14 protein-coding genes are annotated in these 13,398 nt (G+C 66.4%); 3 read left to right on the top strand and 11 right to left on the bottom strand.

Translation table 11 applies throughout. The features are described from left to right. Positions 1–223 precede the first annotated feature (223 nt). Genes Q0Q36_RS12505 through argH form a run of 4 tightly spaced genes read right to left on the bottom strand, consistent with a single transcriptional unit; the run spans position 224 to position 4,188 of the window. Positions 224–1,054, bottom strand: a complete 831-nt coding sequence (locus Q0Q36_RS12505; protein ID WP_265056055.1) for an ABC transporter substrate-binding protein — start codon at positions 1,052–1,054, stop codon at positions 224–226. A 37-nt stretch (positions 1,055–1,091) separates the two neighbouring features. After that, positions 1,092–1,886 (bottom strand): amino acid ABC transporter ATP-binding protein, encoded by a 795-nt coding sequence (locus tag Q0Q36_RS12500; RefSeq protein WP_293798501.1) that lies wholly within the window; start codon positions 1,884–1,886, stop codon positions 1,092–1,094. Next, a complete protein-coding gene (locus Q0Q36_RS12495) occupies positions 1,883–2,776 on the bottom strand; it encodes an amino acid ABC transporter permease (protein ID WP_293798500.1) in 894 nt (297 codons plus the stop codon). Before Q0Q36_RS12495 ends, Q0Q36_RS12500 begins: the two co-directional genes overlap by 4 nt. Further along, a complete protein-coding gene (gene argH, locus Q0Q36_RS12490) occupies positions 2,773–4,188 on the bottom strand; it encodes an argininosuccinate lyase (protein WP_293798499.1) in 1,416 nt (471 codons plus the stop codon). Before argH ends, Q0Q36_RS12495 begins: the two co-directional genes overlap by 4 nt. Before the next feature lie 94 nt (positions 4,189–4,282). Here argH and Q0Q36_RS12485 point away from each other — a divergent pair, with 94 nt between their 5' ends. Next, positions 4,283–5,209 carry a LysR substrate-binding domain-containing protein gene (locus Q0Q36_RS12485; protein ID WP_293798498.1) on the top strand — a complete coding sequence of 309 codons (927 nt, stop codon included), beginning with the start codon at positions 4,283–4,285 and terminating at the stop codon, positions 5,207–5,209. Between the two features lie 56 nt (positions 5,210–5,265). Further along, positions 5,266–5,652 (top strand): STAS/SEC14 domain-containing protein, encoded by a 387-nt coding sequence (locus tag Q0Q36_RS12480; RefSeq protein WP_293798497.1) that lies wholly within the window; start codon positions 5,266–5,268, stop codon positions 5,650–5,652. A 3-nt stretch (positions 5,653–5,655) separates the two neighbouring features. On the opposite strand, the gene phoB is transcribed toward Q0Q36_RS12480, so the two are convergent. The 7 genes from phoB to Q0Q36_RS12445 all read right to left on the bottom strand — a co-directional run bounded on the left by phoB (position 5,656) and on the right by Q0Q36_RS12445 (position 12,194). After that, positions 5,656–6,363 (bottom strand): phosphate regulon transcriptional regulator PhoB, encoded by a 708-nt coding sequence (phoB, locus tag Q0Q36_RS12475; RefSeq protein WP_291654759.1) that lies wholly within the window; start codon positions 6,361–6,363, stop codon positions 5,656–5,658. A 13-nt stretch (positions 6,364–6,376) separates the two neighbouring features. Continuing rightward, entirely contained in the window at positions 6,377–7,096 is a 720-nt protein-coding gene (gene phoU, locus Q0Q36_RS12470) for a phosphate signaling complex protein PhoU (protein ID WP_257731083.1), read from the bottom strand. A 23-nt stretch (positions 7,097–7,119) separates the two neighbouring features. After that, positions 7,120–7,926, bottom strand: coding sequence for a phosphate ABC transporter ATP-binding protein PstB (gene pstB, locus Q0Q36_RS12465; protein ID WP_113584893.1), 807 nt, complete (start codon positions 7,924–7,926; stop codon positions 7,120–7,122). A 40-nt stretch (positions 7,927–7,966) separates the two neighbouring features. Continuing rightward, on the bottom strand, positions 7,967–8,851 hold the full coding sequence (gene pstA / locus Q0Q36_RS12460; protein WP_293798496.1) for a phosphate ABC transporter permease PstA: 885 nt from the start codon (positions 8,849–8,851) through the stop codon (positions 7,967–7,969). Between the two features lie 11 nt (positions 8,852–8,862). Further along, positions 8,863–9,837, bottom strand: a complete 975-nt coding sequence (gene pstC / locus Q0Q36_RS12455; RefSeq protein WP_265056061.1) for a phosphate ABC transporter permease subunit PstC — start codon at positions 9,835–9,837, stop codon at positions 8,863–8,865. A gap of 158 nt (positions 9,838–9,995) precedes the next feature. Beyond that, positions 9,996–11,021 carry a phosphate ABC transporter substrate-binding protein PstS gene (gene pstS / locus Q0Q36_RS12450; protein WP_293798495.1) on the bottom strand — a complete coding sequence of 342 codons (1,026 nt, stop codon included), beginning with the start codon at positions 11,019–11,021 and terminating at the stop codon, positions 9,996–9,998. A 114-nt stretch (positions 11,022–11,135) separates the two neighbouring features. Then, the gene (locus tag Q0Q36_RS12445; RefSeq protein ID WP_293798494.1) at positions 11,136–12,194 is read right to left on the bottom strand and encodes an ATP-binding protein; all 1,059 of its coding nucleotides are present in this window, start codon (positions 12,192–12,194) and stop codon (positions 11,136–11,138) included. A gap of 223 nt (positions 12,195–12,417) precedes the next feature. Between Q0Q36_RS12445 and ppk2 the strand changes: the two genes are divergently transcribed. Continuing rightward, positions 12,418–13,368, top strand: coding sequence for a polyphosphate kinase 2 (ppk2, locus tag Q0Q36_RS12440; protein WP_293798493.1), 951 nt, complete (start codon positions 12,418–12,420; stop codon positions 13,366–13,368). Positions 13,369–13,398: the final 30 nt, after the last annotated feature.

Here is a 13,398-nt window from a genome sequence, read left to right as displayed (position 1 = left end):
GGTCGGTGATCGAGGCTGACATGACGGCGGGCGCTGGCGATCCGGATAAGACCTGACCGGGTTACGGCAGCCCTGCCGTCATCGCAAGCCCGCCACGCGCTGGAGCGCAATGAGCCCTCCACGGGCCGGACACGAAAATCCCGGCACAAGCGAGGCCTGGCCGGGATTGGATTGTCGTCATGAAGCCGATGATAGTTCAGCCGGCATCGGGGCAGCGCGAGGCTTACTTGCCCTGGTTGATGCTGACCGGCTTCACTGCGTTGTCGAGCAGGCCGTATTTCTGGATCAGCGCGTCATAAGTGCCGTTGGCCTGGAGCCGATCGAGCGCGCCCTTGACTGCGTCGCGCAGCTGCGTGCCTTCCGCCGTCTTGGCGAAGGGGATGCCGGCGAGCGAATGGGTGAAGGGCTTGCCGAGCGGGATATAGGTGTTGGGCTCGAGCTTCTGGAAATGGCTCATCGTCTCGCTGCCCTGGACGCCGCCCTGCAGGCGCTGCGTCTTGAGCTGGGTGCGGGCATCGACCGAGCCTTCGGTGCCGACCACGTTGATCGCCGGCTTGCCCTTGGCGACGCAGTTCGCCTCGCTCCACTCGCCGATCTGGCGCGGCCAGTTGGTCGCGCGGCTAGCGCCGACGCTCTTGCCGCAGAGATCCTCGGGGGTCTTGATCGTGTCCTTGAAGGCGGTGACCGTGTAGAACTGCGCGCCGGAATCCATGTAGTCGATGAAGTCGGCGGTCTCGCGCCGCGCCGGCAGGTCGCTCATGCCCGCCATCACCGCGTCGACGCGGCCGGTCTGCAGCGAGGGCAGCATCTGGGCGAAGGCGGTCTCCTGCCACTCGACCTTGACGCCGAGCTCCTTGGCGATGGCCTCGCCCAGTTCGATGTCGAAGCCCGAAAGCTGGTTGGTCGCGACATCCTTGAAGGCGATCGGCGGATAGTTCGGCTGGGTCGCGATCACGATCTTGCCAGCGGTCTTGATGCGGTCCGGCAGGGCCTGAGCCTGCGCGGCGAGCGCGGTGCCGGCGAGCAGCGCGGCAGCGATGGTCAAACGAAGCATGTGGTCTCTCCCTCTCTTGAAACGAATACCGTCGCCGTCACTTCAGGACGGCGGCGATGAAGTCGCGGGTGCGCGCCTGCCTGGGCGCGACGAGCACGGTCTGCGGCGGGCCCTGCTCGACGATCTCGCCCTTGTCCATGAAGACGACATCACCAGCGACCTCGCGGGCGAAGCCGAGCTCGTGGGTCACGACGATCATGGTCATGCCGGAGGCGGCGAGATCGCGCATGACGTTGAGCACCTCGCCGACCAACTCGGGATCGAGCGCCGAGGTCGGCTCGTCGAACAGCATCAGCTTCGGCTTCATCGCCAGCGCACGGGCGATGGCGACGCGCTGCTGCTGCCCGCCGGAGAGCTCGCTCGGATAGGAGTCGCGCTTGTCGGCAAGGCCGACACGCTCCAGCAGCGCCATCGCCTCGGCGATGATCTGCTTGCGCGGCTGCTTCAGCACCGTCAGCGGCCCCTCGACGATGTTCTGCAGCGCCGTCATGTGGTTGAACAGGTTGAAGCGCTGGAACACCATGCCGGTGACGAGGCGCTGGCGCGCGATCTCGGCATCGGTCAGTTCGTGCAGTTCGTCGCCGACGCGGCGATAGCCGATCAGTTCGCCATCGACGCGGATCGCCCCCTGGTCGATCTTCTCGAGTTGGTTGATGCAGCGCAGCAGCGTCGACTTGCCCGAGCCGGACGGCCCGATGATGCACTGGACCGTCCCCGGCTCGATCGCGAGCGAGACATTGTTCAGCGCCTTCAGCTCGCCGAAGATCTTGCTGACATTGGCGATCGTGACGATCGCGCTGTCGGCCTTCGCCTGGGTCTCGACCGCGCTCATGCCGCGCCCTCCTGCACCGCGGCGCGCTTGGCGCGCCGCCCTCCCCGCCCCTTCGAGAAATGGCGTTCGAGGAAATACTGTCCGACCTGCAAGATCGTCACCACGAGCAGGTACCAGCCGGCGGCAACGATCAGCAACTCGATCACGCGCGCGTTGGCGTAGTAGATGGTCTGCGCATTGCGCAGGATCTCGGCATACTGGATCACGCTGGCGACCGAGGTCAGCTTGACCATGCTGATCACCTCGTTACCAACAGGCGGGATGATGACGCGCATCGCCTGCGGCAGCACGATCCGCCGCAGGGTGGTGAGCCGCGTCATGCCGATCGCCTTGGCCGCTTCGGTCTGCCCGGTATCGACCGAGAGGATGCCGCCGCGCACCACCTCGGCGGTATAGGCGCCCTGGTTCATCCCGAGTCCGAGCAATGTCGCCATGAACGGCCCGATGATGTCGATCGTGCGCCAGGAGAACAGGCCGGGAATGCCGATGGTCGGGAAGACCAGCGCCAGGTTGAACCAGATCAGGAGCTGCAGCAGCAGCGGCGTGCCGCGAAAGAACCAGATGTAGAACAGCGCGACGCTGCGCAGCACCGGGTTCGGCGACATGTACATGATCGCGAAGACGACGCCGAGCACGACGCCCAGCGTCATCGCGCAGACCGTCATGATCAGCGTGTTGCCGAGGCCGGCGATGATCGCCGGCGCGGTGAAGAACTGCCGGACCACCGGCCAGGCGATATCGCCCTCGACGAAGGCCATCACCACCCAGGCGAGGATGGCGAGGATGATCGCTGAGGCGACCCAGCGCCCGTAGAAGCGCCGCGGCACGATCCTGAGATGCGAGACAGCCGCGAGGTCGCGGCTGCTGATCGGCGATGTCGCGTCGCTCATCGCTGCGTCTCCCGGCTCCAGGTTTCGAGATCGGCGAGCTTGCCGCGGAAGCGCGTGATCTGCTCGCGCACCCGTTCCGGCGCCGTACCGCCATGGCCACTGCGCGCAGCGACCGCAGCATCCAGTGTCAGATGGTCGAGGACACCGGCATCGAGCCTGGGATCGACAGCGCGCAGGTCGACGGCATCGAGCGATTCAAGTTCGCGGCCCATCTCCTCGCAATAGCGCACCAGCGCGCCGGTGATCTCATGCGCCTCGGAGAAGGGCACGCCCTGGCGGGCGAGGTGATCCGCGACCTCGGTCGCGAGAGCGAAGCCCGAGCCGGCCTGCGCGCGCATCGTCGCGACATCGGCGCTCATGCTGGCGATCAGCCCGGCGAAGGCCGGCAGAACCTCCTCAAGCACGTCGACAGCATCGAAGCCCGTGCGCTTATCTTCCGCGAGGTCGCGGTTATAGGATAGCGGCAGCCCTTTCAGCGCGCCGAGCATGGTGACGACATCGCCGGCGAGCCTTGCCGCCCGGCCGCGCGAGATCTCGGCGATATCCGGGTTCTTCTTCTGCGGCATGATCGAGGATCCCGTCGCGAAGGCGTCGTCCAGCGTCACCCAGGCGAATTGCCGGGAGGTCCACAGCGTCACCTCCTCGGCAAGCCGCGACAGGTTGGTCGCCAGCATCGCCGCGACGAACAGGAACTCCGCCACATGGTCGCGCGCACCGACCGCATCGACCGAATTCTCGAACGGCCCGTCATAGCCGAGCGCCTTGGCGCTGAGCTCGGGGTTCAACGTGATCGCCGAGCCCGCAAGCGCCGCCGCCCCGAGCGGGGACTGGCCCGAGCGCTTCTCCCAATCGGTCAGGCGCGAGGCATCGCGCATCAGCACCTGGCCATGCGCCATCAGCCAATGCCCGAAGGTGACGGGCTGCGCGCTCTGGAGATGGGTGAAACCGGGACAGACCGACGCCGCATGCTCCTCCGCCTGATCGGCGATCGCGGTCAGCAGTTCCACCAGCATCCCGGCGAGCGAACGCGACTTCTCGCGCAGGTAGAGCTTGAGATTGTTGGCGGCCTGATCGTTGCGCGAGCGCCCGGCGCGGAGTTTGGCGCCGGTCGTGCCGATGCGCTCGGTCAGGATGCGCTCGATGAAGGTATGAACGTCCTCGTCATCCGGCCCCGGTGCGATCCGCCCCGCAACCGTGTCGCGCGTGATACCGTCGAGCGCGGTCAGGATGGTCTTGAGTTCCTCGGCGGAGAGAAGGCCGGCGCGCCCGAGCTCGGCCGCATGTGCCTTGCCGCCCGCGACATCCTGCGGCACCAGCCTCGCATGCTCGCCGGCGGCGCTCGACAGCTTCATCAGGCGCGGATCCGGCTGCTTGCGGAAGCGGCCGCCCCAGAGGCGGGTCGTCTGGTTCATGATGTCACTCCTCCCGCCGGGAAGAATGACCTCTTGACCGAGAGCCCGGCAAACGAAACGATCTCCGCCGAGATAGTCCAAAAAGGAATACCCCATGGCGGCCGGCCGGCCCCCTCCGTCAGCCGCCGCTCTCCGGGCGTTCGCCACCGTCGCAAGACTAGGCTCGACCGCGCGCGCGGCCCAGGCGGTCAACCTGACCCAGAGCGCCGTCTCCAAGCAGATTCTCTCGCTGGAGCACCATCTCGGCGCCGTCCTGTTCGATCGCAGCCCGCTCGGCCTCAAGCTGACCGAAGCCGGTGCGATCTACCTGCCCTATGCGGAAGCCGCGCTTGAGCAGATGGAGCGCGGCGCGCGGCGTCTGGCGGAGCGCAATGCCATCGCCCGGCCGATCCGCCTGCATATGGTCGCGATCGCCGGCGAGCGTTGGCTGATGGCGCGCTTTCCAGCGTTCGCGGAAGCCCATCCCGGCGTCGACGTGCAGTTCACCAACTATGTCAGCGAGAGCGAGACCGAAGAGCCGGATATCGAGATCGCCCATGGCGTCCCGCCCTGGCCTGGCAAGGAGGCCCATTTCCTGTTCGGCCGCGATGTCGCGCTCGTTGCCGCGCCGAGCCTGATCGAACGGATGGGCGGCTTCCGCCGTGCCGCCGACATCCAGAAGGCGACCCTGCTGCAGCACTACCAGATGCCCACATTCTGGGCCGAGTTCACCGAGGCGCACGACCTGCGTGGCGCGGTGCCCGAGCATACCGTGCGCTACGGCTATTATTCCGTGATCACCAGCGCGGCCGTCGCAGGCCTCGGCTTCGCGCTGGCGCCGCGCTGCTATGTCGCCGAGGAGCTCGCCTCCGGAGCGCTCGTCAACCCGCTGGGCCTCGGCTTCACCAGCGCCATCGGCTGCTGGCTGACCCGCCCTCTCGGCCAGCCTTCACGCCCCGGCCTGGATGCCTTCATCGCCTGGCTGCGCGCCGAGGCCGAAAGCTTCGACGCCGCCACGCGTGCGCCGCCTTCATCCGCCTGATCGCCCGCGAAACTTCGCTGTCATCCGCGCGTTGTCGCAAAGAAGGAGGAGGAGCCATGCTCACCATCCTGCCCGCGCCGGACCATGTCGCCGCCTATCGCCTGTCGCAGACGCTGACGGGCGAGGATCTCGACGCGATCATGGCCGATATCGAAGCCCGGCTCGCCCGCCACGAGAAGCTCGGCATTCTCGCCGACATGACCGATTTCACCGACATGACGCTGGCCGCAGCCTGGAAGGACGCGCGCTACAGCCTCGGCAAGCTCTGGGAACTCAGGCGCTTCCCGAAGGAGGCGGTGATCACCAACAAGGGCTGGCTCGCTGGCTTCGTCGATCTGCTCGACCCGGCGATCCCCTTCGTCAAGGTCCGCGCCTTCAAGCCCGAGGACTATGACAAGGCGCTGACCTGGGCTGGCGACATCGAGGGTGGACCGGACGCCTAAGGCTCAGGCGCTGCCGCTGCGCGCGAAGGTCTCGTCGAACGCGTAGCCGGCGCCACGCACGGTACGCAGCGGGTCCTTGGCGTCGCCCGGCGTGATCGCCTTGCGCAACCGCCCGACATGGACGTCGACCGTGCGCTCGTCGATATAGACGTCACGACCCCAGACGGCATCGAGGAGTTGCGCCCGCGAATAGACCCGGCCCGGCGCCTGCATCAGGAATTCCAGCAGGCGGAACTCGGTCGGCCCGAGATGCAGTTCGCTGCCCGCGCGGCGGACGCGGCGCGTCGTGCGGTCGAGTTCGAGGTCACCGGCCGCGAGCAGCCCCGCGACATGGCCAGGCTTCGCGCGACGCAACAGCGCCTGGATGCGTGCGATCAATTCCGGCAGCGAGAACGGCTTGACGACATAGTCGTCGGCGCCGGTCGCGAGCCCGCGCACGCGCTCGGTCTCCTCGCCGCGCGCCGTCAGCATGATGATCGGCACACGTTCGGTGTCGCGCCGCGAGCGCAGGCGCCGGCAGAGCTCGATGCCGGAGAGACCCGGCAGCATCCAGTCGAGCAGGACGAGGTCAGGCGTGTGATCGCGCAGGTGCAGCTCCGCATCGTCCCCGCGTGCGACGCTGTCGACCTCGAAGCCCTCGGCCTCGAGATTGTAGCGCAGCAGCAGGGTGAGCGGCTCCTCGTCCTCGACGATCAGGATGCGTGCGGCCATGATGGCTCCGACCTTAGTTTCCCGTCACCGCTTCGACCTCGATATTGGTCGTGTCGAGCTTCGGCCGGTTCACGTCGAGGGAATCGCCGGTGACGAGGTAGTGGATGGTCTCGGCGATATTGGTGGTGTGGTCGCCGATGCGCTCGATGTTCTTGGCGCAGAACAGGAGATGCGTGCAGAACGTGATGTTGCGCGGATCCTCCATCATATAGGTCAGGAGCTCGCGGAACAGCGAGGTGTAAAGCGCGTCGATCTCGTCGTCGCGCTTCCAGACCTCGAGCGCCTTCTGCTCGTTGGTCGCGGCATAGGCGTCGAGCACGTCCTTGAGCTGGGCCTGCACCAGGCGGCTGATATGCTCGAGACCGACAACCGCGCGATGCGGCGGCTGGAACTGCCCGGCGATGGCGACGGCGCGCTTGGCGATGTTCTTGGCGAGGTCGCCGACGCGCTCGATGTCAGAGGCGAGGCGGATCGCCGAGATCAGCTCGCGCAGGTCCTGCGCCAGGGGCTGGCGCCGGGCGATGGTGAGCACGGCCTTCTCCTCGACCTCGCGCTGGAGGTTGTCGAGGCGCTGGTCGGCCGAGATGATCTTCTGGGCGAGCGCGGTATCGCGGCGAACGAGCGCGACGGTCGAGTCGCCCAGCATGCGCTCGGCCATGCCGCCCATTTCGGCGAGGCTGCGGCGGATACCTTCGAGATCGGCGTCGTAGGAGCGGACGATGTGGTCGGTCATGGCGTAGTCCTCCTCGTCGCCGCTTAGCCGAAACGGCCGGTGACGTAGTCCTGGGTCTGCTTCTTGGCGGGGTTCATGAAGATCGTGTTGGTCGGCGCGAACTCGATGACCTCGCCGAGATACATGAACGCCGTGTACTGCGAGATGCGCGCCGCCTGCTGCATGTTGTGCGTGACGATGGCGATGGTGAAATCGCTCTTGAGCTGCTCCAGCAGGTCCTCGATCTTGCCGGTCGAGATCGGGTCGAGCGCCGAAGTCGGCTCGTCGAACAGGATCACTTCCGGCTTCTGCGCTATAGTGCGCGCGATGCACAGGCGCTGCTGCTGGCCGCCGGAGAGACCCATGCCCGAGCTCTTCAGCTTGTCCTTGACCTCGTCCCAGAGCGCGGCGCGGCGCAGGGCCCCCTCGACGCGGTCGTCGAGCTCCGACTTCGGCGGCTTCTCGTAGAGGCGGATGCCGAAGGCGACGTTGTCGTAGATCGACATCGGGAACGGCGTCGGCTTCTGGAAGACCATGCCGACGCGCGAGCGCAATTCGTTCACGTCGACGTCGTTCGAGATGATGTTGCGGCCGTCGAGCATGATCTGCCCTTCCGCGCGCTGCTCCGGATAGAGCGAGTAGATGCGGTTGAAGATGCGCAGCAGGGTCGACTTGCCGCAGCCCGAGGGGCCGATCAGCGCCGTGACGTGCCGGTCGCGGAAGTCGAGGTTGATGTTCTTCAGCGCCTTGTGCTCGCCGTAGTAGAAATCGAGGTTCTTCACCGCGATCCGGACGGGCGCCTCGGCATCCAGCGACTGGGGGGAGAGTTCAAGGGTCGAAAGCATCGACATGGGTCCTCAAGGTCGGTCGCGACCGGGTTGGTTTCAAGCTCTACTTGCTGCCGGCGACGATACGCCGGGCAACGAGCGAGAGCACGAGGATCGAGACGGTGATGATGAGCGAGCCGGCCCAGGCGAGCTGCTGCCAGTTCTCGTAAGGGGCGGAGGCGAACTGATAGATCGTCACCGGCAGGTTGGAGACGCCGCCGGTGAGCGTCGGCGAGAACCAGAAATTGTTGTTGAGCGCGGTGAAGAGCAGCGGCGCGGTCTCGCCGGCGATGCGGGCGAGCGCCAGCAGGATGCCGGTGACCATGCCGGCCTTGGCCGCGCGCCAGGTCACCGAGGTGATGACGACGGAGGGCGGCGCGCCGAGCGCGGCGCCAGCTTCGCGTAGCGGGCCGGGGACGAGGTTCAGCATGTCCTCGGTGGTGCGCACGATGACCGGGATCGCGATGATGCCGAGCGCGACGCCGCCGGCCCAGCCCGAATAGCCGCGGAACGGCTCGACCAGGATGACGTAGACGAACAGGCCGATCAGGATCGACGGCGCCGAGAGCAGGATGTCGTTGATGAAGCGGATCAGGTTGGCGAGCTTCGAGCCGCGGCCGTATTCCGCGAGCCAGGTGCCGGCCAGCACGCCGATCGGCGTCGCGATGGCGATGCCGAGGAAGGTCAGCACGAAGGAGCCGACGATGGCGTTGGCGATGCCGCCGCCTTCCGTGCCGGGGCCGGGGGTGACCGCCGTGAAGGTCGCGAGCGAAAGGCCGCCGATGCCCTTCACCACGAGCATCCCGAGGATCCAGAACAGCACGAAGATGGCGGTGAAGGTGAAGCCGGTGGCGATGATTTTCATCAGCCGGTCGGCGGTGCGGCGGGACTGGCGCACGCGGCCCCAGGGCTGATGCGGCAATTCGCGAGGCGAAGTCGTCATGGTCATGGAGATGAGCCTCAGTAGCGCTTGACGCGGGCGACCAGCAGTCGCGCGATGACGAGGACGACGAAGGTGACGAAGAACAGGATGCAGCCAAGCGCGATCAGCGAGTTGAGCTGCAGGCCCAGCGCCTCGTTGAATTCGTTGGCGATGCGCGAGGCGATGGTCGAGCCGGGATCGAGGATCGAGGCCGAGAGCCGGTTGGCGTTGCCGACCACGAAGGTCACCGCCATGGTCTCGCCGAGCGCACGGCCGAGGCCGAGCATCACCGCGCCGATGATCGAAACGCCGGCCTGCGGCACCAGGACGTGGCGCACGACCTCCCAGGTCGTCGCGCCGATGCCGTAGGCGCTCTCGCGCAGCACGGACGGGATCTGCTCCAGCATGTCGCGGGTGATCGAGGCGATGAACGGCACGATCATGAAGGCGAGGATGATGCCGGCGGTGAAGATGCCCAGCCCCGAAGGAGAGCGCGAGTAGAGCACCGTGCCGACGATCGGAATGCCCTCGACGATGTTCGAGAGCGGGATCTGCACATAGGCCGCGAAGAGCGGCACGAAGACGAACAGGCCCCACATGCCGTAAATGATCGAGGGCACGGCGGCGAGCAGCTCGATCGCGGTCGCGACCGGCTTCTTGAACCAGGCCGGAGCGAGCTGGGTCAGGTAGACCGCGATGCCGAGCGAGAGCGGCACGCCGATCACCAGCGCGATCAGCGCCGTCGAGAGCGTGCCGACGATCGCCGGCCAGGCGCCATATTGCTCGTTCTGCGTATCCCAGACGCTGGAGGTGATGAAGCCGAGGCCGAATTCGCGGAAGGCCGGCCAGCCGCCGATGACCATCGAGACCATGATGCCGGCGAGCAGCACCAGCACCAGCAGCGCGGCGCCGAAGCTGGCATTGCGGAAGATGACATCGAAGGTCGCCTTCGGCGTCTTCCGCACGATCGGCGTCGCGCCGGGAATGCTCGTCATGTCGGTTGCTGCGGTCATCCGCGGAGGCTCCGGTGGCATGGCCGGGATCGTCGGTGGGTCCGCCCGATCCCAGCCCTCATCCTGAAGAGCATCCCGAACGGGGGCTCCTCAGGATGGGGGCTTGAAGAGGATGGCGAGGCGGGTCGAAACCCGCCTCGCCTGTTCGGTGGCAGCGATCAGAAGATCGGCTTGCCGGCGTTGTCGGTCACGCCCTTCCAGGCGTTGCGGACCTGGTCCTTCACGTTCGCCGGCAGGGCGACGTAGTCGAGGTCGCTGGCGAGCTTGTCGCCGTTCTTGTAGGCCCAGTCGAAGAACTTCAGGGCAGCCTGGGTCTCTTCCGGCTTCTCCGGCTTGGCATAGACCAGGATGAAGGTCGCCGAGGTGATCGGCCAGGCCTGCGCACCCTTCTGGTTGTTCAGCGAGATGCCGAAGCCGGGCTGCTCCTGCCAGTTGGCGTTGGCGGCGGCGGCCTGGAAGGCCTTCTCTTCCGGCGCCGGGAAGTTGCCGTCGGCGTTCTTCACCAGGGCGTACGAGAGCTTGTTCTGCTTGGCATAGGCATATTCGACATAGCCGATCGAGTTGGCGACCTGCTTGACCGAGGCCGAGACGCCCTCGTTGCCCTTGCCGCCGATGCCGACCGGCCACTGCACCGACGTGTTGTTGCCGATCTTGGACTTCCACTCGGCCGAGACCTTGGAGAGGTAGTCGGTGAACACGAAGGTCGTGCCCGAGCCGTCCGAACGATAGACCGGGTTGATGTTCGCGTCCGGCAGGGTGACGCCGGCGTTGAGCGCGACGATCTTCGGGTCGTTCCACTTCTTGATGTCGCCCAGATAGATCTGGGCGATGATCTCGCCCGAGAGCTTGAGCTTGCCCGGCTCGACGCCGGCGATGTTCACGGCCGGCACGACGCCGCCCATCACGGTCGGGAACTGGATCAGGCCGTCCTTGCTCAGATCCTCGCCCTTGAGCGGGGCGTCGGTGGCGCCGAAGGCGACGGTCTTGGCCTTGATCTGGCGGATGCCGCCACCCGAGCCGATCGACTGGTAGTTCAGGCCGGTGCCCGTGTCTTTCTTGTAGGCCTCGGCCCACTTGGCATAGATCGGGAAGGGAAAGGTCGCGCCGGCGCCGGTGATGTCGGCAGCCTGGGCGGAACCGGCGATCCCGGCGGCAACGGCCGCGAGAACGAGAATCTTGCGCATGTGAGATGTCCTCATTGGGTCGCTATATGCAACGGCCCTGTCAGAACACCCTCTGTATGACAGCCAAATGACAATCCGTCATGAAAGCTGTCATGAATGCCCTGCATGCACGGACTAGCCGTGGGCGCGTCCCGCCTCGAAACGCGGCAGGATCGCCTTGAAGGTCGCGCCCTCGCCCGGCTTGCTCTCGATCGTCAGGCGCCCGCGATGGCGCAGCACGATATGCTTGACGATGGCGAGACCCAGGCCCGTGCCACCGGCCTCGCGGCTCGCGGCCGTGTCGACCCGGTAGAAGCGCTCGGTCAGGCGCGGCAGATGCTCCGGCGCGATCCCCGGCCCGTCGTCGCGCACGCTGAAGCTCGCCTCGCTATCGCCGGTCTCGACAGCGATCACGACCTCCCCGCCGGGCTTGCCGTATTTGATGGCGTTCTCGACGAGGTTCTCCATGAGGCGCAGCAACTCATCGCGGTCGCCCGGCACCTGCAGCGCCTCGCGCGGCTTCCTCAGCGACAGCGTGACGTCGCGTTCGCGCGCCATCAGCGTCAGCGAATCCACGATCTCGCGGGCGATACCGGCCAGGTCGACCGGCGTGTCCGGCGCGACATGAGCGCGCTGCTCGATCCGTGACAGCGACAAGAGGTCGTCGACCAGCCGCGCCATCCGCAGGCCCTGCTCGCGCATGATGCCGAGGAAGCGCTCGCGCGCCCGCTCGTCGTTGCGCGCCGGGCCTTGCAAGGTCTCGACGAAGCCGAGCAGCGAGGCGAGCGGCGTACGCAATTCATGGCTGGCATTAGCGACGAAATCGACGCGCATGCGCTCGATCACGCGCTGCTCGCTCAGATCCTGGAAGGTCAGCAGCGTCGCGTGACGCAAACCGCTGTCGCGCAGCGCCGCGATATGGATGCGGAAGGTCCGCTCGACCGGGACGCGCTCGACAAGTTCGACGGTCTTGCGTCCGCCCTCGAGCGCGACATGCTCGATCGCGTCGTTGAGATCGGGGTCGCGCAGCACGAGCGCCAGCAGCTTGCCGACCGCCAGCCCCGGGATCAGGACGGGCATGGCCGGGCTCAGCGCCTGCGCCACGCCCTGCCCGTCGAGCAGCACGGCCGGCGCGCCGAACGCCTCGACCACGTCCCGCACCAGCGCGGCATTGGAAGCCGAAAGATTGACCATGGAGAACCCGAAAATAGACGGCGGATGCCGACGGGGCCTCTTCCTGAGCGGAAGCGCAGCGGGCGTCAATTCCCTTCCGTGGCCCGGAGCTTCTGCAAGCGAACCGGACATCGGCTTGCATGAAGAAAATGTGACAGAACAAGGAGCTAGAACCATTCCGCCATTCGGGGAATTGCGGATTTGCTCTAGCCGGCTAGGCTGTCGGCAAAGCGGAGACATCTCGATGGCGAAGAAATTCTCAGGCTCGGACGTGAAGGATCGCATCGTCCTGCCGTCGGAAGACGACGACAGGACGGCCAAGGCGCGCGCCAAGTCCGGCAAGGCCAAGGGCTTCGACATCGAAGCCGACAGCCTGCCGGAAGCGATCATCGACGCCGCCTATCACAGCGGAAACTATCCCTATGGCAAGCGGATGAAGCGCAAGCGCTACAATCGCGAGATGGAGCCGCTGCAGATCGAATTGCAGAAGCTGACACGCTGGGCTGCCAAGCATGGCGAACGCATCGTCATCGTTTTCGAGGGGCGCGACGGCGCCGGCAAGGGCGGCACCATCGCCCGCTTCACCCAGCATCTCAATCCACGGCAGGCCCGCATCGTCGCCCTGCCCAAGCCGTCCGACACCGAGAAGGGCCAGTGGTATTTCCAGCGCTATGCCGCCGAGATGCCGACCGCCGGCGAGATCGTCTTCTTCGACCGCTCCTGGTACAACCGCGCCGGCGTCGAGCGCGTCATGGGCTTCTGCACGCCAGAGGAGACCGAGCATTTCCTTGATGAGGCGCCGGCCTTCGAGGGCATGCTCGTCCGTGACGGCGTGCGCCTGATCAAGCTCTTCCTGACCATCGGACGCGAGATGCAGATGACGCGCCTGCACGCCCGCTGGCACGACCCGCTCAAGCGCTGGAAGCTCTCGCCGATCGATTTCGAGGCGATCCCGCGCTTCGACGACTATTCCCGCGCCTTCGACGAGATGCTGGCCCGGACCTCGAAGAAGGCCGCGCCCTGGCATGTCGTGCGCAGCAACGACAAGCTCCGCGCCCGCCTCAACGCCATCCGCTACGTGCTGAAGGCGATCCCCTACAAGGACAAGGACGAGGATGCGATCGGCACGCTGGACGAGGACATCGTCCTTCCGGTCGATCGCTATCTCGACCATGGCGGCGAGCCGGAGAGCTGAGAGCATTTTCGAGCGAAGGGGTCCCCGGTT

This window comes from uncultured Allobosea sp., from assembly GCF_945957345.1.
GTDB lineage: Bacteria > Pseudomonadota > Alphaproteobacteria > Rhizobiales > Beijerinckiaceae > Allobosea.
This window is presented reverse-complemented; position numbering and strand designations above follow the sequence as displayed.